Annotated in this window: 20 protein-coding genes; 15 read left to right on the top strand and 5 right to left on the bottom strand. The window is 73.9% G+C overall.

What is annotated here, in order from left to right; translation table 11 throughout:
• Positions 1–183 precede the first annotated feature (183 nt).
• The 5 genes from dxr to ACFO3J_RS03715 all read left to right on the top strand — a co-directional run bounded on the left by dxr (position 184) and on the right by ACFO3J_RS03715 (position 5,556).
• Entirely contained in the window at positions 184–1,434 is a 1,251-nt protein-coding gene (dxr, locus tag ACFO3J_RS03735; RefSeq protein WP_386426110.1) for a 1-deoxy-D-xylulose-5-phosphate reductoisomerase, read from the top strand.
• A complete protein-coding gene (locus ACFO3J_RS03730; RefSeq protein WP_386426108.1) occupies positions 1,431–2,747 on the top strand; it encodes a M50 family metallopeptidase in 1,317 nt (438 codons plus the stop codon). The genes dxr and ACFO3J_RS03730 overlap by 4 nt, the downstream gene beginning before the upstream one ends.
• Positions 2,748–2,848: 101 nt before the next feature.
• Complete coding sequence (gene ispG / locus ACFO3J_RS03725) at positions 2,849–4,003, top strand: flavodoxin-dependent (E)-4-hydroxy-3-methylbut-2-enyl-diphosphate synthase (protein WP_386426106.1); 1,155 nt, start codon at positions 2,849–2,851, stop codon at positions 4,001–4,003.
• A gap of 124 nt (positions 4,004–4,127) precedes the next feature.
• Positions 4,128–4,973 (top strand): GNAT family N-acetyltransferase, encoded by an 846-nt coding sequence (locus ACFO3J_RS03720; protein WP_386426104.1) that lies wholly within the window; start codon positions 4,128–4,130, stop codon positions 4,971–4,973.
• 22 nt (positions 4,974–4,995) lie between these two features.
• Positions 4,996–5,556, top strand: a complete 561-nt coding sequence (locus tag ACFO3J_RS03715) for a GNAT family N-acetyltransferase (protein ID WP_386426102.1) — start codon at positions 4,996–4,998, stop codon at positions 5,554–5,556.
• A gap of 15 nt (positions 5,557–5,571) precedes the next feature.
• Here ACFO3J_RS03715 and ACFO3J_RS03710 read toward each other — a convergent pair whose 3' ends face one another.
• From ACFO3J_RS03710 to ACFO3J_RS03700, 3 genes are all read right to left on the bottom strand, one after another.
• On the bottom strand, positions 5,572–6,516 hold the full coding sequence (locus ACFO3J_RS03710) for an aminoglycoside phosphotransferase family protein (protein ID WP_386426100.1): 945 nt from the start codon (positions 6,514–6,516) through the stop codon (positions 5,572–5,574).
• A 104-nt stretch (positions 6,517–6,620) separates the two neighbouring features.
• Positions 6,621–7,052, bottom strand: coding sequence for a ferritin-like domain-containing protein (locus ACFO3J_RS03705; protein ID WP_386426099.1), 432 nt, complete (start codon positions 7,050–7,052; stop codon positions 6,621–6,623).
• Positions 7,049–7,582 (bottom strand): hypothetical protein, encoded by a 534-nt coding sequence (locus tag ACFO3J_RS03700; protein ID WP_386426098.1) that lies wholly within the window; start codon positions 7,580–7,582, stop codon positions 7,049–7,051. The genes ACFO3J_RS03705 and ACFO3J_RS03700 overlap by 4 nt, the downstream gene beginning before the upstream one ends.
• A 366-nt stretch (positions 7,583–7,948) precedes the next feature.
• Here ACFO3J_RS03700 and rimP point away from each other — a divergent pair, with 366 nt between their 5' ends.
• The 10 genes from rimP (at position 7,949) to ACFO3J_RS03650 (ending at position 21,309) form a co-directional block, all read left to right on the top strand.
• A complete protein-coding gene (gene rimP / locus ACFO3J_RS03695) occupies positions 7,949–8,482 on the top strand; it encodes a ribosome maturation factor RimP (protein WP_386426096.1) in 534 nt (177 codons plus the stop codon).
• Between the two features lie 2 nt (positions 8,483–8,484).
• Positions 8,485–9,471: a transcription termination factor NusA gene (nusA, locus tag ACFO3J_RS03690; RefSeq protein ID WP_386426094.1), complete on the top strand. Its 987-nt coding sequence runs from the start codon at positions 8,485–8,487 to the stop codon at positions 9,469–9,471.
• Between the two features lie 69 nt (positions 9,472–9,540).
• Entirely contained in the window at positions 9,541–9,819 is a 279-nt protein-coding gene (locus ACFO3J_RS03685) for a YlxR family protein (protein WP_386426092.1), read from the top strand.
• Positions 9,820–10,007: 188 nt separating this feature from the next.
• Positions 10,008–13,220, top strand: coding sequence for a translation initiation factor IF-2 (infB, locus tag ACFO3J_RS03680; protein ID WP_386426091.1), 3,213 nt, complete (start codon positions 10,008–10,010; stop codon positions 13,218–13,220).
• A gap of 94 nt (positions 13,221–13,314) precedes the next feature.
• The gene (locus ACFO3J_RS03675) at positions 13,315–13,608 is read left to right on the top strand and encodes a DUF503 domain-containing protein (RefSeq protein WP_386426089.1); all 294 of its coding nucleotides are present in this window, start codon (positions 13,315–13,317) and stop codon (positions 13,606–13,608) included.
• A gap of 67 nt (positions 13,609–13,675) precedes the next feature.
• A complete protein-coding gene (gene rbfA / locus ACFO3J_RS03670; RefSeq protein WP_386426088.1) occupies positions 13,676–14,176 on the top strand; it encodes a 30S ribosome-binding factor RbfA in 501 nt (166 codons plus the stop codon).
• Positions 14,173–15,069: a tRNA pseudouridine(55) synthase TruB gene (truB, locus tag ACFO3J_RS03665; protein WP_386426086.1), complete on the top strand. Its 897-nt coding sequence runs from the start codon at positions 14,173–14,175 to the stop codon at positions 15,067–15,069. The genes rbfA and truB overlap by 4 nt, the downstream gene beginning before the upstream one ends.
• A 386-nt stretch (positions 15,070–15,455) precedes the next feature.
• Positions 15,456–19,445 carry a serine protease gene (locus tag ACFO3J_RS03660; protein WP_386426084.1) on the top strand — a complete coding sequence of 1,330 codons (3,990 nt, stop codon included), beginning with the start codon at positions 15,456–15,458 and terminating at the stop codon, positions 19,443–19,445.
• Positions 19,446–19,665: 220 nt separating this feature from the next.
• The gene (locus ACFO3J_RS03655) at positions 19,666–20,619 is read left to right on the top strand and encodes a bifunctional riboflavin kinase/FAD synthetase (protein ID WP_386426082.1); all 954 of its coding nucleotides are present in this window, start codon (positions 19,666–19,668) and stop codon (positions 20,617–20,619) included.
• 108 nt (positions 20,620–20,727) lie between these two features.
• Complete coding sequence (locus ACFO3J_RS03650) at positions 20,728–21,309, top strand: DinB family protein (protein WP_386426080.1); 582 nt, start codon at positions 20,728–20,730, stop codon at positions 21,307–21,309.
• Between the two features lie 46 nt (positions 21,310–21,355).
• Here the strand turns inward: ACFO3J_RS03650 and ACFO3J_RS03645 are convergent, their stop codons facing one another.
• Positions 21,356–22,075: a response regulator gene (locus ACFO3J_RS03645; RefSeq protein WP_386426078.1), complete on the bottom strand. Its 720-nt coding sequence runs from the start codon at positions 22,073–22,075 to the stop codon at positions 21,356–21,358.
• Complete coding sequence (locus ACFO3J_RS03640) at positions 22,072–23,256, bottom strand: sensor histidine kinase (RefSeq protein ID WP_386426076.1); 1,185 nt, start codon at positions 23,254–23,256, stop codon at positions 22,072–22,074. The genes ACFO3J_RS03645 and ACFO3J_RS03640 overlap by 4 nt, the downstream gene beginning before the upstream one ends.
• Positions 23,257–23,318: the final 62 nt, after the last annotated feature.

Below are 23,318 nucleotides of genomic sequence, written 5' to 3'. Positions count from 1 at the left end.
GCGGCGCCGGGACCGGGTCGGGCGGCGGGTGGCGGACCGGCCGCCCCGCCGCGGGTTCCGGCCGTCCGCGGACGCGACCGGCGCGCGGGACTCGCACGTGAGAGCAATACGTGCCCCCCACGCGCCGGTGCCGTGCTCCGGACCGGTGCGCCGGACAGCGCACCGGCACGACACAATGACCCCATGACGGACGCTCTCGCAGACCCCCACTACCGCCCGTACGTCACGCCGGAGGCCGGCGGCGGGCCCCGGGACATCGTGATCCTCGGCTCGACCGGCTCGATCGGCACCCAGGCGATCGACGTGGTGCTCCGCAATCCCGACCGCTTCCGGGTGGTCGCGATCTCCGCGGCCGGCGGGCGGGTCGAGCTGCTCGCCGAGCAGGCCCGCACCCTGGGCGTGCACACCGTCGCGGTCGCCGACCCCGCCGCCGTGGCCCCCCTGCGGGACGCGCTCGGCCGGCGCTACGGCGCCGACCGGCCGCCGCGGATCCTGGCCGGACCCGACGCCGCCACCCAGGCCGCGACCCTGGAGTGCCACTCGGTGCTCAACGGGATCACCGGCTCCATCGGCCTGCGGCCCACGCTGGCCGCCCTGGAGGCCGACCGGGTGCTGATCCTCGCCAACAAGGAGTCGCTGATCGTCGGCGGCCCGCTGGTGAAGGCCCTGGCCAAGCCCGGCCAGATCGTCCCCGTCGACTCCGAGCACTCCGCCCTCTTCCAGGCGATGCTCGGCGGCAGCCGCGGCGAGGTCCGCAAGCTGATCGTCACCGCCTCGGGCGGCCCCTTCCGCGGCCGGACCCGCGCCGAACTGGCCGGCGTCACCCTGGAGCAGGCGCTGGCCCACCCCACCTGGGACATGGGCCCGGTCATCACCATCAACTCGGCGAACCTGGTCAACAAGGGCCTGGAGGTCATCGAGGCCCACCTGCTCTACGACATCCCCTTCGACCGCATCGAGGTCGTGGTCCACCCGCAGTCCTATGTGCACTCGATGGTGGAGTTCGCCGACGGGTCCACGCTGGCCCAGGCCAGCCCGCCGGACATGCGGATGCCGATCGCGCTGGGCCTGGGCTGGCCGGAGCGGGTGCCGGACGCCGCCCCCGCCTTCGACTGGTCGAAGGCCTCCACATGGGAGTTCTTCCCGCTGGACGATGACGCGTTCCCGTCCGTCGCACTGGCCCGTCATGTGGGTAGCCTCGGAGGCACCGCGCCCGCGGTGTTCAACGCCGCCAACGAGGAATGCGTCGAAGCCTTCCGCACCGGCCGGCTGTCGTTCACCGGGATCGTGGACACGGTGGCCCGGGTGGTCGAGGAGCACGACACACCCGCGCCGGGAACTCGACTGACCGTCGCGGACGTCCTCGAAGCGGAGGTCTGGGCCCGGGCCCGGGCGGCGGAACTGGCACAGGCATCGGAGGCAGCGGGAGTATGACGGGTCTTATGACGATCCTCGGCGTAGTCGTCTTCGCCGTCGGCCTGATGGTCTCCATCGCCTGGCACGAGCTGGGCCACCTCTCCACCGCCAAGCTCTTCAAGATCCGCGTGCCGCAGTACATGGTCGGCTTCGGCCCCACCATCTGGTCCCGGCGCAAGGGAGAGACCGAGTACGGCTTCAAGGCCGTCCCGCTCGGCGGCTACATCCGGATGATCGGGATGTTCCCGCCCGGCGAGGACGGCCGGATCACCGCCCGCTCCACCTCGCCGTGGCGCGGCATGATCGAGGACGCCCGCTCGGCCGCCTTCGAGGAACTCCAGCCCGGCGACGAGAACCGGCTGTTCTACACGCGCAAGCCCTGGAAGCGCGTCATCGTGATGTTCGCCGGTCCGTTCATGAACCTGATCCTGGCCTTCGCGCTGGCCCTCACCGTCTTCATGGGCATCGGGATCAGCACCCAGACCACGGTGGTCGGCCAGGTCAGCGACTGCGTGATCTCGCAGGCCGACACCGCCAAGCGGGACGCCGCCAACCCCTGCCTGCCCACCGACGTGGTCTCGCCCGCCAAGACGGCCGGCTTCAAGGCCGGCGACAAGTTCCTGGAGTTCAACGGGCAGCCGGTGAAGAACTGGTCCGCACTGTCCAAGGACATCCGCAAGAGCGCCGGCGCCGCCGTCATCGTCGTGGAGCGCGACGGCAAGCGCGTCACCCTGCACCCCACGATCACCACCAATGTCGTGGCCAAGACCGACAGCGAGGGCAACCCGGTGGCCGGCACCGTGACGGCCGGCTTCCTCGGCTTCAGCCCGGCCAGCCACATCGAGCCGCTCGCCTTCGACGACTCCGTCGGGCACATGGGCGACATGGCCCGGCAGGGCGTCTCGTCGCTGATAAGGCTGCCCCAGCGGATCCCCGACCTGTGGAACGCCGCTTTCAACGGAGCCCCCCGCAAGGCCGACTCCCCGATGGGCGTGGTCGGCGCGGCGCGCGTCGGCGGCGAGGTGTTCTCGCTGAAGGAGCCCGCGATCGACCGGATCGCCACCATGGTGATGCTGGTGGCGGGCTTCAACTTGTCGTTGTTCCTGTTCAACATGCTGCCGCTGCTGCCGCTGGACGGCGGTCACATCGCCGGCGCCCTGTGGGAAGCGGTCCGCAGGCACACCGCCCGGGTCTTCCGCAAACCGGACCCCGGACCCTTCGACGTGGCCAAGCTGATGCCGGTCGCTTATGTCGTGGCCGGAATCTTTGTGTCGTTCACGCTGCTGGTCCTGATCGCCGATGTGGTGAACCCGGTCAAATTGAGCACGTAATGCTTTGGGTCGGGTGAGAGTCGTGGGCGTGGTGCCGTAACCTCGAAGCACGTACCCGCCCACGACGGGACCTCGTTCCAAACCTTGGGGATGCCACGCAGATGACCGCGATTTCGCTCGGTATGCCGGATGTTCCGATCAAGCTCGCCGACCGCCGCAAAACCCGCCAGATCCAGGTCGGAAGTGTCGCTGTGGGCGGCGACGCACCGGTCTCCGTCCAGTCGATGACCACCACGCGGACCTCCGACATCGGTGCGACCCTCCAGCAGATCGCGGAGCTGACCGCTTCCGGCTGCCAGATCGTCCGGGTCGCCTGCCCGACCCAGGACGACGCGGACGCGCTCGCCACGATCGCCCGGAAGTCGCAGATCCCGGTGATCGCCGACATCCATTTCCAGCCGAAGTACGTCTTCGCCGCGATCGACGCCGGCTGCGCCGCGGTCCGGGTCAACCCGGGCAACATCAAGCAGTTCGACGACAAGGTCAAGGAGATCGCCAAGGCGGCCTCCGCGGCCGGTGTCCCCATCCGCATCGGTGTCAACGCGGGCTCGCTGGACCGCCGCCTGATGGAGAAGTACGGCAAGGCCACCCCCGAGGCGCTGGCCGAGTCCGCGCTGTGGGAGGCGTCGCTCTTCGAGGAGCACGACTTCCGGGACATCAAGATCTCGGTGAAGCACAACGACCCGGTGATCATGGTCAACGCCTACCGGCTGCTGGCCCAGCAGTGCGACTACCCGCTGCACCTCGGCGTCACCGAGGCCGGCCCCGCCTTCCAGGGCACCATCAAGTCCGCGGTCGCCTTCGGCGCGCTGCTCGCCGAGGGCATCGGCGACACCATCCGCGTCTCGCTGTCCGCGCCTCCGGTGGAGGAGGTCAAGGTCGGCATCCAGATCCTGGAGTCGCTGAACCTGCGCCAGCGCCGGCTGGAGATCGTCTCCTGCCCGTCCTGCGGCCGCGCCCAGGTGGACGTCTACAAGCTCGCCGACCAGGTGTCCGCCGGCCTGGAGGGCATGGAGGTGCCGCTGCGCGTCGCCGTCATGGGCTGCGTCGTCAACGGCCCCGGCGAGGCCCGCGAGGCCGACCTCGGCGTGGCCTCCGGCAACGGCAAGGGCCAGATCTTCGTCAAGGGCGAGGTCATCAAGACCGTTCCCGAGTCGATGATCGTCGAGACGCTGATCGACGAGGCGATGAAGCTCGCCGAGCAGATGGAAGCGGCCGGTGCCCTCTCCGGTGAACCGCAGGTGAGCGTCTCCTGACCGCCCGGTTTCGGCCGTGTGCCGCCCCCCGGCGACCGGGGGCGGCACACGGCGGGCGGCCGCGAGGTAAAGTGCCGGAGTCCTTCCACGCTGTCGTGCGCGGCCCGTACGGTGAGGCGCTGCCATGTTGACCCACCCGTCTGCCCGAGTACTCGACCCCGGCGACCTCGACGCGGCCCTGGCCGTGCTCGCCCGCGACCCGGTGGCCAACGCGTTCGTCACCTCGCGCGTCAATGTGGCCGGGCTCGATCCGTGGCGGCTCGGCGGCGAGATGTGGGGCTGGTACAGCGGCGGGAAACTCACCTCGATGTGCTACGCGGGCGCCAATCTCGTCCCCATCTGCGCCACCCCGGAGGCGATCGCCGCCTTCGGCGAGCGCGCCCGGCGGTCCGGCCGCCGCTGCTCGTCCATCGTCGGCCCGGCCGCGCCCACCGCCGACCTGTGGGCGCGGCTCGAACCCCACTGGGGACCGGCCCGCGAAGTCCGCACCCACCAGCCGCTGATGACCACCCGCGCGCTGCCCGCGACGGTGGCCCCCGACCCGCTGGTGCGCCGGGTGCGCCGCGACGAGATGGACCTGCTGCTGCCGGCCTGCGTGGCGATGTTCACCGAGGAGGTCGGCGTCTCCCCGCTGGCCGGCGACGGCGGGCTGCTCTACCAGGCCCGGGTCGCCGAACTCGTCTCCACCGGGCGGGCGTTCGCCCGGATAGAGAACGGCGAGGTGGTCTTCAAGGCGGAGATCGGCGCCGTCACCCGGCACACCTGCCAGATCCAGGGCGTCTGGGTGGCCCCCGGCCGGCGCGGCCGGGGCCTGTCCGAGATCGGCATGGCCGCCGTCCTGCACTACGCCCTGCGGGACGTCGCCCCCGTCGCCAGCCTCTACGTCAACGACTTCAACGCCCCGGCGCGGGCCGCCTACCGCCGGGTGGGCTTCACCGAAGTGGGCGCCTTCATGAGTGTGTTGTTCTGACGGACCGATAGGGTCGCGGCTCATGGAGAACGTGGTGGTCGGCCCCTGCGACCTGGCCGCGCGGGTGGACGAGGCGCTGGCCGTACAGGCGGTGGCCTTCGGGCTGGGACCGGACGAGGTGAGCATCCGGCGGCCCATCGTCCTGCGGCACCTGGGATGCCGGGGAGCGAGGGCGCTCGGCGCGTTCGGCCGGGACGGGCGGCTGGTCGGCTTCGTCTACGGCCTGCCCAACGACCGCGCGCACTGGTGGTCCAGCGTCGTCCAGCCCTATCTGCGCGAACAGGGCAACGACGGCTGGCTGGACGACTCCTTCGTCATCACCGAACTCCATGTGCTGCCCGGCTTCCAGAACCGGGGCATCGGCCGCCGCCTGATCACCGCCATCACCGACACCGCCACCGAACCCCGCAGCATCCTGTCCGCGATCGACGGCGACAGCCCGGCCCGCCACCTCTACCGTTCCCTCGGCTACCAGGACCTGGCCCGCCCGGTCCACTTCCCCAGCGCCGGCCGCCCGTACGCGGTCATGGGCGCCCCCTTGCCACTGCGCCGCCCGGCCGACGGCCGCGGGGCCTCGTCTTGACGAGCACCGCCCGTCCTACAACCAGCCGGCGAACTCCAGCAGGAGCTCGCCCTGATCCCGCTCGCCCTTCGCCAGCGACCAGACGCCCGCCTCGACCGCCCGGAACAGGGACCAGCCGCGCAGCCGCGCGGGGTCGACCTCCAGGGCCGAGGAGAGCTCGGCCAGGCGGCGGCGGGCGGCGGCGCGGGAGCCGGGCTGAGCGGCGAGGGTGTCGAGCCGGTCGCGCGCCAGCCAGGCGAGGTCGAAGGCGCGCTCACCGACCAGCGGCTTGGGATCGATCGCCAGCCAGGGGAGCCGCCGGCCCGCCAGGACGTTGCCGTGGTGGTAGTCGCCGTGCAGGAGCACCTGCTGCGAGCCGTCCGCCAGCAGCGCGTCCCGCAACTCCAGCGCCTCGTCGACGAGTGGCAGCACATCGGCCGCCCAGGGCTGCTCGCGGCGCTCGCGCAGCACCCCTACCAGGTGCTCCGTGTAGCCGGCGACCGTGCTGAAAGGGTGACCGGCGGCCGGCGGCACCCACAGCCTGCGCAGCACCTCCGCCGCCTCCAGCATCGCCTGCGGTTCGGCCAGGGACCGCAGGGAGACATCGGCCCGGAGCCGTTCCAGCAGCATCGCGCCCTGCCCGGGGTCGGCCCGCAGCAGCCGTACGGCGCCGCGCCCGTCCCAGTGCGCCAGCGCCGCGTGCTCCTGGGCGCTCTCCCGGGTCACCATGCCGACCTTGAGCACCGCCGGGTCGCCGTCCGCGGTCCTGACCAGCACGACCATGCTGATCTGGCCGCCCGCCGCGTACACCCGCTCCGCGGTCAGCCGCCACCGCGACAGGCAGCCGGCCACCAGCGCGGGCAGCTCGGCGAGCCATTCCCGGCCGGCCTCGCCCTCCCAGGCCGTGACGGTACGGGCCAGCCGCTCGGGCGGTCGCAACGAGACCCCGTCCGGCCCGCTCTCGTGCGGCGCTGCCCCCATGGTCGTCCGCTCTCCTCTGGCCTCGGTGCTCGCGCCGTCCACGGCGGAAGCTGTCCACGGCGGAACGGGGCGCGCGGCGCGCCGGCGGCACACCGGCGCGGCGCTCAGCCGCGTTCCGCCAACCCGGGGAAGGCTACGCTCCCGCCACTCCAGCGCACCGCGCGCACCGCCGCCGCACGCAAGGCGGCCGCCGCGTCCTGCCGCAGGGCGCCGGCCGCGGCCCGCACCAGATCGCCGTACGCACCCGCCACCCGGTCCTCCAGGAAGGCGGCGAGCCGCACCGCGTCCGCCGAGCCGGCGACGGCGAACGGCAGTTCGTACCCCGCCGCGGCGGCCACCGGCCGGCCGCCCAGATCGGTGACGGAACGGCTGAGCGCGTCCCGCCCGGCCCGGTGCGCGGCGTACGCCTGTTGGGCCTCCGCCTGTCGCGAAGCGGCGATCCTGCCGCCCACCACGCCGTAGCCGTACACCGCCGCGTGCTCGGCGGCGAGCGCGGCCTGCGCCGCGACCAGGACCGTACCCGTGGTGTCGGTCATGTCGTCCGCCCCGCCGCGCCCGACGCGGTGTCCTGCCGGCCCAGCAGTACGACATGGCCGGCCCCGGCCGCGGCGACCGACGCGAGCAGCCGGGCCAGCTCCCCGGGCACCGTCAGCAGCGTCTTGGCCCGCCGGTCGGCCAACTCCCGCTCGGCGGTGGCGAGCGCGGTCAGCGTGGCGGCCGCGCCGATCCTTGGCGGGGGACTCGCGGCCGGTGTCCCCGGTGTCCCCGGTGTTCCCGTCGCTGGCGGCGCCGCCCTGCCGCCGAACGCCCGCACATGCCGGGCCACTTCGGCTCGCAGCGGGGCCAGCCGGCCGGCCAGTTCGGGATGCGCGGCCAGCGCGCCGTCGTACCGCGCCAGCAGTCCCGCGCTGTCCCGCGCCGCCCGCGCCTTCTCGACCACCCCCGGTGCCGGCGCCTCGGCCGCCGGCCGGGCCGCCCCCTCACCCCCGGAGCACCCACCGACCACCCCGACGGCCGCCACCGCCACCACACCCCGCCGGCTCACCCGAGCCGCTGCGCCGATCATGGAGGGGAGTTTACGGCCCACCCGGCGCCGTACGGTTCGCCGGTAGCCGGCGAGCCGAAGGGCGCGCCGGTGTCGAAAGGGAGAACGCGCGGAGGTCCCGAGGAACGAGGGATCGAGCACGATCGACCGTCGACACCGGGTCTAAGCGCCCGGAGGCGAGAGGGCGGCAAAAAAGGGGAAAGGGCGGTAACCAGGCGCTGGACGGCGCCCACGAACGGCGCCCTCGCGCTGCACGGCACCCACCCGACGGCACCCGCCCAAGGCCACCCCGCCGCGTGGGAAAAGAGGACCGTCGACTCCGGTAACCTGGGGAACCTACACGCGACCTTCTATGACAACAGCAGACGCGGCCGAGGAGTCACCCGGATGAGCACCACCCAGAGCGAGAGGCTGCGCGCGCTGCTCCAGCCCCTGGCCGAGAAGGCGGGCCTGGAGCTGGAAGAGGTCACGGTGACGGCCGCAGGCAAGCGGCGGCAGCTGATGGTCGTGGTGGACGCCGAGGACGGCGTGCAGCTCGACGCGGTCGCCGAGCTGAGCCGGGAGGTCTCGCAGGCGCTCGACGCGTCGGACGCGATGGGTGAGACGGAGTACGTGCTGGAGGTGACCTCACCCGGCACCGACCGCCCGCTGACCGAGCCGCGCCACTTCCGGCGTAACGCGGGGCGCTTGGTGAAACTCCAGCTCAAGGAGCGCGGCGAGCTGATCGCGCGGATCATGACGGTGGACGACACAGGTCTTGGTCTGGAGGTCCCCGGCGTCAAGGGCCGCAAGCCCAAGCCCGCCCGGGCGGACTTCGCGGAGATCGCCAGGGCCCGGGTCGAGGTCGAATTCAACCGCAAGGCCGACGGCGAGGACGAAGAAGCCGCGGCCGACAGCGACGAGAGTGCTGAGGAGGCGTAGCCGTGGACATCGACATGAAGGCCCTGCGGGGTTTGGTGCAGGAGAGGCAGATCTCGTTCGACCTGCTGGTCGAGGCCATCGAGTCGGCCCTCCTCATCGCCTACCACCGGGAGCCGGGCAGTCACCGCCGGGCCCGGGTGGGGCTGGACCGGCAGAGCGGCCATGTGACCGTGTGGGCCACCGAGGAGCCGGAGGAGGCGGGCGAGGGCGCCGAACCGCGCGAGTTCGACGACACGCCGAGCGGCTTCGGCCGGATCGCCGCCTCCACCGCCAAACAGGTGATTCTGCAGCGCCTGCGGGACGCCGAGGACGACCTCACCTTCGGGGAGTACGCCGGCCGCGAGGGCGACATCGTCACCGGTGTCGTCCAGCAGGGCAAGGACCCCAAGAACGTACTGGTCGACATCGGCAAGCTGGAGGCCATCCTGCCGGTGCAGGAGCAGGTGCCCGGCGAGGACTACGCGCACGGCACCCGGCTGCGCAGCTATGTCGTCCGGGTCGCCAAGGGCGTGCGCGGCCCCTCCGTCACCCTGTCGCGCACCCACCCCAACCTGGTGCGCAAGCTGTTCGCCCTGGAGGTGCCGGAGATCGCCGACGGTTCGGTGGTGATCGAGGCGATCGCCCGCGAGGCCGGCCACCGCAGCAAGATCGCGGTCCGCTCGGCGCGCTCCGGGCTGAACCCCAAGGGCGCCTGTATCGGGCCGATGGGCGCCCGGGTGCGGGCCGTGATGGCCGAGCTGAACGGCGAGAAGATCGACATCGTGGACTGGTCGGACGACCCGGCCGAGATGGTGGCGAACGCGCTGTCCCCGGCCCGGGTCTCCCGGGTCGAGGTGGTGGACGCCGGCGCCCGCAGTGCCCGGGTCACCGTGCCGGACTACCAGCTCTCGCTCGCGATCGGCAAGGAAGGCCAGAACGCCCGGCTGGCGGCCCGGCTGACCGGCTGGCGGATCGACATCCGCCCCGACACCGAGCAGCCACAGGACTGATGTGACGCGAACAACCGGACGTCGGCTTACTCGCAGGAGTGAGCCCGGCGCGGGGAGGTAGACTAAAGAGTGTCTGGTCGGACGCTGCATCCCGCATGCCCGGAGCGAACCTGCATCGGCTGTCGTGAGCGAGCGGCCAAGAGCGATCTGCTGCGTGTGGCGGTGAGCGGGGGTGAATGCGTCCCCGATCTTCGCGGTACGCTGCCCGGTCGGGGTGCGTATCTGCACCCCGCCCTTGTCTGTCTTGACCTGGCGGTCCGCCGCCGGGCGTTCGCCCGGTCCTTCCGGGGACCGGTGACGCCCGATACCGCGGAGCTGCGCCGGTATGTCGAGCGGGCAGCACCGTAAGAAGCGCAAGAGCCGTAAGAACGTAGGAACCGTAAGAAGTAGTACGGCACGGGTCACCGTGCGGTCAGGTACCTCGCGAGATGGAAGTAGGTCGAGATTGCGATGAGCACTCGATGAGTACGCGATGAGTACGCCCATGAAGTAGCGACGGTCCGGCGGACGATCACCCCGGACCTAAAAGGAGCGAAGTGGCTAAGGTCCGGGTATACGAACTCGCCAAGGAGATGGGAGTCGAGAGCAAGGTCGTCATGGCCAAGCTCCAAGAACTCGGTGAATTCGTCCGTTCGGCGTCCTCGACGATCGAGGCGCCAGTTGTCCGCAAGTTGACCGACGCTTTCCAGGGACCCGGTGGCAACGCCGGCAAGTCCGCTGCGAAGCCCTCGGCGCCGCGCAAGGCGACGCCTTCCCCCGCTGCCCCCCGTCCGGGTGGCGGCTCCGCGTCGGCCCCCGCACCGGGTGCGCCGACCCGTCCGGCCGCCCCGGGCAAGCCCGGCGGTCCGGTGACGCCCGCGGGTCCGCCCGCGAACGGCTCCGGTCCCGCCTCCGGTCCGCGTCCCGGCCCCCGGCCGGCACCCGCTCCGGCCCCGGCCCCCGCGCCCGCTCCGGCCAAGCCCGCTCCGGCGGCTCCGGTGCCCGCGGCCGAGTTCCAGGCGCCGCCGTCCGCGCCCCCGGCAGCGGCCGGTCCGCGCTCCGGCGCCACCCCCGGCCCGCGCCCGGCCCGTCCGGCCGGTCCCGGCCAGCGTGACGGCGGTCCCCGTGACGGTCAGCGTGACGGCGGCGCCCAGCGTGACGGTGCCCAGCGCGACAGCGGTCCCCGTGACGGCCAGCGTGACGGCGGCGCCCAGCGTCCCGGCTCCCGGCCCGCGGGCCAGGGCCAGGGCGGTCCCCGTCCCGGCGGTTCGCGTCCCGCGGGCCCGCGCCCGGGCAACAACCCCTTCACGTCCGGCTCCACCGGTATGCCGCGCCCCGGTGGCGCGGGTCGTCCCGGTGGCGGTCAGGGCGGTGCCCCGCGTCCGGCGGGTCCCGGCGGCGGCGCTCCGCGCCCCGGTGGTGCCCCGCGTCCGGGCGCTCCCACCGGTCAGGGCGGTCCCGGCGGACAGCGTCCGTCGCCCGGCGGCATGCCCCGTCCGCAGTCCTCGGGCCCGCGCCCGAACCCCGGCATGATGCCGCAGCGGCCCGCTCCGTCCACGGGCGGTCGCCCCGGCGGCGGCGGTCCCGGCGGGCGTCCCGGCGGCGGCCCCGGTGGCCGTCCCGGTGGCGGCGGCGGTCCCGGTGCCCGTCCCGGCGGTGGCGGCGGCTTCGCCGGCCGTCCGGCCGGTCCCGGCGGCGGCGGTCGTCCCGGCGGTGGCGGTGGCGGCTTCGGCGGCCCCCGTCCCGGTGGCGGCGGTGGCGCTCCCGGCGGTGGCGGCGGCTTCGGTCCCCGTCCCGGCGGTTTCGGCGGGCGTCCCGGTGGTCCGGGTGGCCGTGGCGGCACGCAGGGCGCGTTCGGTCGCGGCCCCGGCGGCCGTCCGGCGCGCGGCCGTAAGAGCAAGCGTCAGCGGCGCCAGGAGTACGAGGCCATGCAGGCCCCGTCCGTGGGCGGCGTGCTGCTGCCCCGCGGCAACGGCCAGGTCGTACGCCTGTCCCGCGGTGCCTCGCTCACCGACTTCGCCGAGAAGATCAACGCCAACCCGGCGTCGCTCGTCCAGGTGATGCTCAACCTCGGTGAGATGGTCACCGCCACCCAGTCGGTGTCCGACTCCACCCTGGAGCTGCTCGCCGGCGAGATGAACTACGTGCTGGAGATCGTCAGCCCGGAGGAGGAGGACCGCGAGCTGCTCGAGTCGTTCTCCATCGAGTTCGGTGAGGACGAGGGCGGCGAGGAGTCGCTGGTCTCCCGTCCGCCGGTCGTGACCGTCATGGGTCACGTCGACCACGGAAAGACCCGGCTGCTCGACGCGATCCGCAAGACCAACGTGGTCGCGGGCGAGGCCGGCGGCATCACCCAGCACATCGGTGCCTACCAGGTCGCCACCGAGGTCAACGGCGAAGAGCGCGCGATCACCTTCATCGACACCCCGGGCCACGAGGCGTTCACCGCCATGCGTGCCCGCGGTGCCAAGTCCACCGACATCGCGATCCTGGTGGTCGCGGCCAACGACGGTGTGATGCCGCAGACGATCGAGGCGCTCAACCACGCCAAGGCGGCCGACGTGCCGATCGTGGTCGCGGTCAACAAGATCGACGTCGAGGGCGCCGACCCGACCAAGGTGCGCGGCCAGCTCACCGAATTCGGGCTGGTGGCCGAGGAGTACGGCGGCGACACCATGTTCGTCGACATCTCCGCCAAGCAGGGTCTCAACATCGACTCCCTGCTGGAAGCGGTCATCCTGACCGCCGACGCCTCGCTCGACCTGCGGGCCAACCCGGAGCAGGACGCACAGGGCATCGCGATCGAAGCGCACCTGGACAAGGGCCGCGGCGCCACCGCGACCGTCCTGGTGCAGCGCGGCACCCTGCGGGTCGGCGACACCATGGTCGTGGGCGACGCCTACGGCCGGGTCCGGGCCATGCTCGACGACCAGGGCAACACGCTCGACGCGGCGGGTCCGTCCACTCCGGTCCAGGTCCTGGGTCTGACCAACGTCCCGGGCGCCGGCGACAACTTCATCGTCGTCGACGAGGACCGCACCGCCCGCCAGATCGCCGAGAAGCGTGCCGCGCGAGAGCGCAACGTCCGCTTCGCCCGCAAGGGCGTCCGGTTCTCCCTGGAGAACCTGGACGAGGCGCTCAAGGCCGGTCTGGTGCAGGAACTCAACCTCATCATCAAGGGCGACGCGTCCGGTTCGGTGGAGGCTCTCGAGTCCTCGCTGCTCCAGCTCGACGTCGGCGAAGAGGTCGACATCCGGGTGCTGCACCGCGGTGTGGGTGCGGTCACCGAGTCGGACATCGACCTGGCGACGGGTTCCGACGCCATCGTCATCGGCTTCAACGTCCGTGCGGCCGGTCGCGCCGCCCAGATGGCGGAGCGCGAGGGCGTCGACGTCCGGTACTACTCGGTGATCTACCAGGCCATCGAGGAGATCGAAGCCGCGCTCAAGGGCATGCTCAAGCCCGAGTACGAGGAGGTGGAGCTCGGCACCGCCGAGATCCGCGAGGTGTTCCGCTCCTCCAAGCTCGGCAACATCGCCGGTGTGCTGGTCCGCTCCGGCGAGGTGCGCCGCAACACCAAGGCGCGGCTGCTGCGCGACGGCAAGGTCATCGCGGAGAACCTCAACATCGAGGGTCTGCGCCGCTTCAAGGACGACGTCACCGACATTCGTGAGGGTTACGAGGGCGGTATCAACCTCGGCAACTACAACGACATCAGGATCGACGACGTCATCGCCACCTACGAGATGCGGGAGAAGCCGCGCGGCTGATCCGGCGCCTCCACTGAGGTGACACCGGTCCGGGGCCGGTCGACGGGAGAAAATCCGTCGATCGGCCCCGGCCTTCGCCTGTACCGTCCCTTATATGTATGTAGGCACTCTGTGCTTCGACCTGCTGCTCGGTGACGTACGGTCGCTGAAGGAGAAGAGGTCCGTCATCCGCCCGATCGTCGCCGAGCTGCACCGAAAATTCGGGGTCAGCGTGGCGGAGACGGGGGAGCTGGACCTCTATCGCAGGGCCGAAATCGGAATCGCGGTGGTCTCCGGGGACCTGGGTCATATCAAGGACGTGCTCGACCGGTGCGAACGCTGGATGGCCGCCCGGCCCGAGGTGGAGCTGCTGTCGGTACGGCAGCGCATCCACGGCGGGGACGACTGACCCCGACGGTCCGGCGGACCGGACCCCGAAGCCAGAGAACCAGAGCAGACACAGAGAGAAGAAGACGATGACCGACACCGCGCGGGCGCGAAAGCTGGCGGACCGCATCCGGGTCGTGGTCGCGGAGACCCTCCAGCGGCGGATCAAGGACCCGCGGCTGGGGTACGTGACGATCACCGACACCCGGGTCACCGGTGACCTGCGGGAGGCGACGGTCTTCTACACGGTCTACGGCGACGACGAGGAGCGCGCCGCCTCGGCCGCCGCGCTGGAGAGCGCCAAGGGCGTGCTCCGCTCCGAGGTCGGCCGGCAGACCGGGGTGCGCTTCACCCCGAGTCTGGCCTTCGTCGCCGACGCCCTCCCGGACAACGCCCGCGCCATCGAGGACCTGCTGTCCAGGGCCCGCGCCGCGGACGAGGAGGTCCGCAAGACCGCCACCGACGCCCAGTACGCGGGAGACGCGGACCCGTACCGCAAGCCGGCCGACGACGAAGACGCCGACGACGCCGAAGACAGCGCCGAGCCCGGGGCCGCCCGCCACGACGAGGACGGTTCGTCGCCCACATGACACGTCAGCAAGAGGGTCCCTCGGGTCTGGTCATCGTGGACAAGCCCGGGGGACTCACCTCGCACGGGGTGGTGTCACGGATGCGGCGGCTCGCCGGGACCCGGCGGGTCGGGCACGCGGGCACCCTGGACCCGATGGCGACCGGTGTACTCGTCATCGGCGTGGAGAAGGCCACCCGGCTGCTCGGGCACCTCGCGCTCACCGAGAAGGAATACGCCGCCACCATCCGGCTCGGGCAGAGCACCGTGACGGACGACGCCGAGGGCGAGGTCACCGGATCGGCGCCGGCCGGCGGCATCACCCGGGAAGCGGTCGACGCCGGGGTCGCCGCCCTCACCGGGCCGATCCAGCAGGTCCCCTCCAAGGTCAGCGCGATCAAGGTGAACGGCGTCAGGTCCTACACCCGGGTCAGGGAGGGCGAGGACTTCGAACTGCCCGCGCGTCCGGTGACGGTCTCCTCCTTCGCCGTCCACGACCTTCGCGTGCCCGTGGACGCCCCGGACGCACTCGACCTGGACGTGACGGTGGTGTGCTCCTCCGGCACCTACATCCGGGCGCTCGCCCGGGATCTCGGCGCCGGTCTCGGAGTCGGCGGCCATCTGACCGCGCTGCGCCGCACCCGGGTCGGACCGTACGGCCTGGCCGGCGCCCGCACCCTGGAGCAGTTGGCGGAGAGCTTCGCCGTCCTGCCGATCGAGCAGGCGGCGGCCGCCGCCTTCCCCCGCTGGGACGTGGACGCCGACCAGGCCCGGCTGCTGGGCAACGGCGTGCGCATCGAGGTACCCGCGCTCACGGCCGGGCCGAACGCGGTCTTCGGGCCCGACGGCCGGTTCCTCGCGCTGGTGGAGGAAAGCAAGGGGCAGGCGAAGATCGTCGCGGGCTTCGCCCAGTAGCCGACTCCCGGCCGACTCCCGGCCGGCCGCCGGCCCCCCGCCTCCGCCGGTCCCCACCGCGGCGACGGGGGGCCGGTGGGAGAGCCCGCCACCGCCGCTCGGACGTCCGGGCCGCGCGGCGCGGCGGCGGACCGCCGTGCACCCGTGCAGCGGAGCCGCCTGTCCCCTGAACGACCCCGCTCCACGGTCCCCTCCACCCCCCTGGCAGTCCCTATCCAGCCGGAACACGGAAATCACCCCAATGGCCAGGCGCTCGGAGTGAAGCGAGGGGGCGCAAGGGGGCGCTTTCGCCTGGTGATCTTGGCGGAGAATCACCGGGCACCTACCGTCGAAGCGGGACGAAACGGGCCACCGCGGTGGTGGCCGCGGCGGTGGGGAGGTGCCCGATGCCGGCACGTGCGAGTGAACGGGACGGCGCCCTGATCAGGGTCTGCGACCTGGCGGGACGACCGCGCGGCACCGGCTTCCTCGCCGACGCCGACGGCACGATGATCACCAGCCACGAGGCGGTCGACGGCCTCGCCCGGCTCGTCCTGCACGCCCCCGGCGACCAGGTGTGCCTGGTCGAGGCCGGCGCGATCACCCCGCTGCCCGAGTACGGCCTCGCGCTGGTCGCCACCGAAGGGCTCAGCCTGCCGGCCCTGCCCGTCGCCACCGGCGGCCCGGCCCACCCGGACCGGCGGATACGGCTCCGGCTGCCGCACCGCGCCGAGGGCACCGTGCTCGGCACCACGGCTGTCACCTACGTCGCCACCGACCGCTTCCACCTCCTCGACGAGGTGTACGAACTCGACCTGGACGGCGCCGATCTGAACCGGGCGGCGGCCCACGCCTCCGGGGCGCCGCTGATCGACGCCGCCACCGGAGCGGTGCTGGCCGTCGTGGTGACCGCCCTGCACGCCGGCCACCGGGCGAGCGGCTTCGCCGCACCGCTGCGCGCCGGAGGCGGCTCGGCGCCGCTGTCCGCACTGCTGGCGCGCAACGCGGCGACCGTGCCCGCCTACGGCCCGCACCTCAATCTGGCCGGCGCGCTCCGTCTGACCGACACGACGCCGGGGCCGGCCGCCGGGCCCAGCGACGTACCCGTCGCCCGGCCCGAACTCGCCCACGCCCTGGCGGAGTTCCCGGCGGCCCCGGGGGAGTCGGCGCCGCTCGTGCTCGGCCTGGTCGGCGACCCGGGCACCGGCCGCAGCACCGAACTCGCCCGGCTAGCGGCCCGCCGCGCCCGCGGCGAGCGGCCCGCGCCCACCGTATGGCTGCGGGGGGCCGAACTGCGCCCCGGCGACGGCGGCATCGAGGACGCGGTGGACCGCTCACTGCGCGCCGCGGCCCGCACCGTCCGCGCCGCGTCCGGCGCCGCGTCCGGCGGCGCGGCCGCCGAGCCGCCGCACACCTCCCCGCACGCCCTGGCCGAGGTGACGCGGAGCGCCGGCCGGCCGCTGCTCGTCATCCTCGACGGGCCCGAGGAGATGCCGCCCGTGCTGGCCCACGGGCTGGGCGACTGGACCGCCGCCACGGCCGACTGGCTGCGCACCTGCGGCGCCCGGCTGATCGTCGCCTGCCGGCCCGAGTTCTGGGAGCAGGTCGAGGTCCGGCTGCCGGACGAGGCGGCGCGGCGGCTGCCGATCGGCGAGTTGACCGGCGAGCAGGCGTTACGGGCCCGGGCACGCTTCGGGCTGCCCGACGATTCGCTGACGGCCGCCGACGCGGCGCACCCCTTGGCGCTCCGGCTGCTGGCCGACGTGCGGGCGGCGCTGCCGGACGGCGCGGACCCGGGAGCGGCACCCTCGCGGGCGGAGATCTTCGCCGCGCACCTGGACCTGATCTGCCTGCGGGTCGCCGAGCGGCTGGCGGCGCTGTCGCAGCCGCAGATCCGGGGGACGGGGCTGCGCCGACTGGCGGCCCGGGTGGCCGGGCAGGCGCACGAAGCGGCCCGGCGATGCCTGGGACCGGGACAGGGGCAGCTGGACCGCGACGCCTTCGAGGAACTGTTCCCGTGGCGTACGGGGTGGGCGGCCGCGGTGCTCGCCGAAGGGCTGCTGGTGCCGGCCGGGGCGGGCTACCGCTTCGCGCACGAGGAGTTCGCCGACTGGCTCCAGTCGCTGCACCTCGACCTGGACATGGCGCTGCACGCCCTGGTCCACCGCTGGTTCACGCCCTCGGGCGCGCTGCCGGAAGCGCCGGTACGGCTGCCCTCGCGGGCCGCCACCCGCCCGTCATGCGCCGCCACCCGCGCCGGACAGCCGCCCCCCGTACCCGCCGCGCCTCCGATCGCCCCGGCCGCCTACCCGCGCGGCCTTCCCGTCCCCCGCCACCGGGCGGGCCCGGTCCGCCAGGCCTTGCTGGCCGCCCCACCGGCCGCCCGCACCGCCCGCCTGCTCGCCCTCCTCCACACCCTCGACCACCACACCCCGCCCCCGACCCGGCTGCTCCCCCCGACACCTTCCCCGGAAGCAACCGACCCGGAGGCCGACACCCTCCCCATCCCGCACCCGGCCCGTAGCGGGAGGCGCGGCGGCGGGCGGACGGCCGGGGCGGGGGTGGCCGAGTCGCCCGGTCCGGCCGAGCAACGGGCGGATGTCGTTCCCGTCCCGCAGCCGGCCCGCATGTGGCGGCGCGGTGCCGGGCGGACGGAGACCGCGAGGGTGGCCGAAGCGCGGATGCCGGTCGAGTCGACCAGCTTGCCCGAAGGGCGGGCCGATGCGGTCCCTACCGCGTACCCGGCCCGCGGCGGGGGACGCGGCGGCCGGTGGTCGGCGGGGGCGGTCGAGTCGCGGCAGCCGGTCGAGTCGCCCGGCCTGGCCGAGCGGCGGGCGGACGCCGTCTGGTGGGCCACGCACCTCGTCGTGCGGACCCTCAGCGCCGCCCCCGACACGGACGTGCTCAGGGAGCTCGCCGGGCGGATCGTCGTCCGGGCGGTGGAGCGCGGCGGCTTCACCCCCACCGCGATGGGAGCCCTCGGACACTTCGGGCCGGCCTTCTGGTGCTCGCTCCCGCTGCCCGTCACCGAGCGGCTGGAACTCCTCCGCCTCCTCGTTCCCGCGGACGGCCCACCGGCCGCCGTACCCGCCGCGGACCGCTTCCTGATCGCCGCGGCCGGTCTGCTGCGTGCCCGCCCCGCCGAGGCGGTCCCGGCGCTGTGCGGCTGGTTCGGCGACGACCGTCCGCTGCGGACCGGCGCGGCGACCGAAGCCCCCGGAAGGCGCCCCGCCGAGCAGGAGCCGGCCCGGCCCGGCGCCGCGACCGCCCCCTTGACCGCCGCCGCCCCGCCGCTCACCGTCGCCTGCGCGGCGCAGGCGCTGCTGCACACCCACCGGCGGCTGGCCGTGGACGACCTCACCGAAGCGCTGGTGGCCGTCGGGCATCCGGCGGCCGACGAACTGCTGGCCGCGCTCGCCGAGGACGAAGCACCGGCCGTGTGCCGGGCCGCGGACCGCTGGGCGGGCGACGAGCGCCCCGACCGCCGGGTGGCGGCGGCGACCTACGGGCTGCGCGCCGCGCCGCACGTACGGTCCGCGGCCGACCGGGAGCTGCTGCGCCGCGCGGCACTGGCGATCCTCGCCCGGCCGGCGGACAGCGCGCTGCACGGAGCCGCGCTCGGGATGCTGGTGCTGGACCCGTCGGCCCGGGAGGGTCATCTGCCCGCCGCGCTGCGGCGGTTCACCGGAGGCGACGCCCACCTGACCCCCAGCGTGGTCGGGGCCGCGCTCGGCACCCACCCCGAAGCCGTCCTGACGGCCTTCGGGACCCGGCTGCGGGACGCGGCCCACAGCCCGCCGGAGGCCGCCGCCGGCATCACGGCCGGCATCCTGCACGCACTGTCGGCGGTCGCCAGCCCGGCGCTGGCCCGCCGCGCCGCGACCCTGGTGGAGGAAGACCTGCGGCACCGCCCGGCCGCCGCTCCCGAGGTGGCCCGCTTCCTCGACGCGCGGCTGGAGCAGGGCCCGGGCGCCCGCGCCGTACTGCTGCCCCTGGTCACCGCGCTGCTGCGCGACCACTCCGCCGAGGTCCGCAGCGCGCTGGTACCGGTGTTCGCCGCGGCCGGCACGCCGCTGTCCCGCCCGCTGCGCCAGGAACTGCTGGACCATGCCCTCGACGCCGAACGCGACCCGGTCGTGCTGGACGCCCTGCTCACCGCGGCCGCCGACGGCTGCCGGGAGCGGCGCCCCCAGCAGACCCGCGAACTGGTGCACCGCCTCGGCCTGCTGCTGGGCCGTACGCCCGAGGGAGCCGCCCACTTCGACCGCCGGGTGGTGGAACTCGCCGCCACCGAGCCCGACTTCGCCCGGCTGCTGCGCCAGTGGCTGACCGACGGCGGCAGCTGGGACGCGGTGGTCGGCCCGTGCGCGCGGCGCCGTATCGACACCGTGGCCTGAGCCGCCCAGGGCACCCGTGCCGCCTCGCCTGCCCCTCGCCTGCCGCGTCGCCCGGACCGCGGCGCCCGCGCGGGCCGCGCGACGTGCGCCGGACGCGCCCCGGCGGCCCGCATCCCGTGCCGATGGGCGGCAGGGCACCCCGGCATGGCAGGCTTGACCCTGCAGGACGGCGTCATGGATTTCGGCAGATACGGCAGTAGAGAAGAAGCGGAGCGTCAAGGTGCAGCGCTGGCGGGGCTTGGAGGACGTTCCCGGTGACTGGGGGCGCAGCGTCGTCACCATCGGGTCGTACGACGGTGTGCACCGCGGCCATCAGCTGATCATGGGCCGGACGGTGCGGCGGGCCCATGAACTGGGCCTGCGGTCGGTCGTCGTCACCTTCGATCCGCACCCCAGCGAGGTGGTGCGGCCCGGGACCCATCCGCCGATGCTCGCCGCCCACCACCGGCGCGCCGAACTCATCGAGGACCTCGGCGTCGACGCGCTGCTCATCCTGCCCTTCACCCGCGAGTTCTCCACCCTCTCGCCGAGCGACTTCGTCCGTACGGTGCTGGTGGACGGGCTGCACGCCAAGCTGGTGGTCGAGGGCCCCAACTTCCGGTTCGGCCACAAGGCCGCGGGCGATGTGGACTTCCTCGCCTCCCTCGGGCCGAAGTACGACTACGACCTGGAGGTCGTCGACCTCTTCGTCCGCGGCGAGGCCGGCGGCGGCGAACCCTTCTCGTCCACCCTGACCCGGCGGCTCGTCGCCGAGGGCGACATCGAGGGCGCCGCCGAGATCCTGGGGCGCCCGCACCGCGTCGAGGGCGTGGTGGTCCGCGGCGCCCAGCGAGGCCGCGAGCTCGGTTACCCGACGGCCAACGTCGAGACGCTGCCCCACACCGCGATCCCGGCCGACGGGGTGTACGCGGGCTGGCTCCAGGTCTCCGGCGAGGCGATGCCTGCGGCGATCTCGGTCGGCAGCAATCCGACCTTCGACGGCACCGAGCGCACGGTGGAGGCCTATGCCATCGACCGGGTGGACCTCGATCTGTACGGGCTGCACGTGGGCGTGGACTTCCTCGCGTATCTGCGGGGGATGGAGAAGTTCGACACCATCGACGCGCTGCTGGTGCGGATGGCCGACGATGTGAAGCGGGCCCGCGAGCTGGTGGACGCGGCGGATCAGCGGTAGGCCCGGCCCCGCTGGCCCCACCCGGCGCCGCCCGGCCCTGCCCCGGGGCGCCGCCGCCCTGCTGCCGCGTCCCGGGGCGTTGTCAGTGGTGGCTGCGAGACTCGGGACATGAACGCACCGACGCATGTCCCGTCCGAGGCGTCCGGCCGGCCGGGGCCGGACACCCAGCTCTCGCCGAGGTGGGCCGGCGACGACCGGGCCGTGCTGCCCAGGACCGGTGGCGAGCGGGAGATCCTCACCGCCTTCCTCGACTGGCACCGTCACACCTTCGAGCTGAAGTGCCGGGGCGTGGCCGCCGAGCGGCTCTCCGACCGGGCGATCCCGCCGTCGGGCCTGAGCCTGCACGGCCTGGTCCGCCATCTGGCCGGGGTCGAGCGCTGGTGGATACGGATCCACTTCGCCGGCGAGGACGTCCCGATGCTGAACTACTCGGACGACGACCCCGACCAGGACTTCGACCGGCTCGACGGCGACGTCGAGGAGGACTTCGCGGTGTGGCGCGCCGAATGCGACCGGGCCAGGACCATCGTCGCCGAGGCACCCTCGCTGGACGCCACCTGCCGCTCCCTGGTCACCGGCGAGGAGTTGTCGCTGCGCTATCTGCTGGTCGATCTCATCGCGGAGTACGCCCGGCACAACGGCCACGCCGATCTGCTGCGGGAGCGGATCGACGGGGCGACGGGGCTGTGACGGGACCGCATCGGACGCGTGCCGTCCGACGTGCGGGCGGGTCCGGTCAGGCGGGGCGGACGAGACGGTTCTCGTAGGCGAAGACCACCGCCTGCACCCGGTCCCGCAGTTCGAGCTTGACCAGGACGCGGCCCAGGTGCGTCTTCACCGTCGCCTCGGCCAGGTGCAGCCCGGCGGCGATCTCCGCGTTGGACAGCCCCCGGCCCACCGCCACCAGCACCTCCCGCTCACGGGCCGTCAGCCGGGCCAGCCGCGCGTCGCCGCCCGGCGGCCCGCCGCCGCCGGGCGAGGGCAGCTGATGCGCGAAGTGCTCCAGCAGCCGGCGGGTGATCCGCGGCGCCACCACCGCGTCCCCCGCCGCGACCGCCCGGATCGCGCCGAGCAGCTCCTCCGGCAGCGCGTTCTTCAGCAGGAATCCCGAGGCACCCGCCTTCAGCCCGGCGAAGGCGTACTCGTCCAGATCGAAGGTGGTCAGGATCAGCACCCTCGACTCCGGAACGCTCCCGATGATCCGGGCGGTCGCCTCGATGCCGTCGGTGCCCGGCATCCGCACATCCATCAGCACCACGTCCGGCCGCAGCTCGCGGGCCATCCGCACCGCCTCGGCGCCGTCCCCGGCCTCACCCACCGGCTCGATGTCGGACTGCGCGTCCAGCACCATCGTGAACGCCATCCGCAGCAGCGGCTCGTCGTCCACCAGCAGGACACGGATGGGCCGCACCGCGTGTTCGACGAGGCCGGGCGGCGAAGGGGTCACGGCGGTCACGGGGTCTCCGGGGTGGTGAGGTCGAGCAGCGCGGCCACCTGCCAGCCGCCGCCGGGAAGCGGGCCCGCGCTCAGCCGGCCGGCGTAGGCCGCGGCCCGCTCCCGCATGCCGGGCAGCCCGTGCCCGGTGGCGGACCCGGGGTCCGGCGGCACGGTGCCCGCTCCGTCGTCGGTGACCGTGATCCGTACGGCGTCGCCGCCGCAGGCGATGCTGACCTGCGCCCGGGTACCGGCCGGGGCGTGCTTGAGGGTGTTCGTCAGCGCCTCCTGCACCAGCCGGTAGACGGTGAGCTGCGCCGCGGCCGACGCGGTGGCCGGCTCGCCCGCGATCTCCAGCCGGGTCGGCAGCCCGGCCGCCCGGACCTGCTCGGCGAGCCCTTCGAGCTGGGCTATCCCCGGCATCGGATGCCGCAGCGCGTCCGGCTCGTCCGCCCGGAGCACCCCCAGGAAGCGCCGCATGTCCGTGATCGCCTGCCGTCCGGTGGCCGACACCTGCCGCATCGCGACCGTCGCCCGCTCCGGGCTGCGCTCCTGCGCGAAGGCCGCGCCGTCCGCGAGGGCGACCATCACCGACAGGTTGTGCGTCACTATGTCGTGCATCTCCCGGGCGATCCTGGTCCGTTCCCCCGCGACGGCGAGCTGCGCCTGCTGGTCCCGCTCCCGCTCAAGACGCACCGCCCGGTCCTCCAGGAAGGCCATCTGCTCCCGCCGGGCCCGCATGCTGGTGCCGATCACCGCGGCGGCGACCGCCATCCCGGACAGCGAGACGAAGGTCGCCGCGCCGCGCTCGTGCAACGACCATCGCAGGGTGGCCAGCGCGATGCCCACCTCCAGCACCAGGAAGGCGGCCACCGTCAGCCGCCGGCCGCGGTAGGCCGCCACCGTGTACAACGCCACCAGCAGCGCCGCGTCGGCCGGGGTGCGCACCCCGGCCAGCCACTGCGCGAACGCCACCGCCGCCACCCCGGCGAAGGCCGCGCCCGGCTGCCGCCGCCGCGCCGCCAGCGGCAGCACCAGCGCCCCCTGGATCAGCAGCATCTTCCCCGGCTCGGCCCGCACCGGCGCCCAGGCCGCGGCCCAGAACACCGCGAACAGCCCGGCGGCCAGGCCCGCGTCCACCACCCAGGGCGGGAAGGCCCGCCGCGCCGACCGCCCGGCCCTGCCCACCCCGGCGCCGGTCATGAGCCCGGCGCTACGCATCATGCCGCCGCGGCGCGGCCGTGCGCCCAGCCGTACTCATGCCG

It is taken from the genome of Streptomyces polygonati, from assembly GCF_042650325.1.
Taxonomy (GTDB): Bacteria; Actinomycetota; Actinomycetes; order Streptomycetales; family Streptomycetaceae; genus Actinacidiphila; species Actinacidiphila polygonati.
Note: the sequence above shows the minus strand (reverse complement) of the source record. Positions and strands in the feature narration are given on the sequence as shown.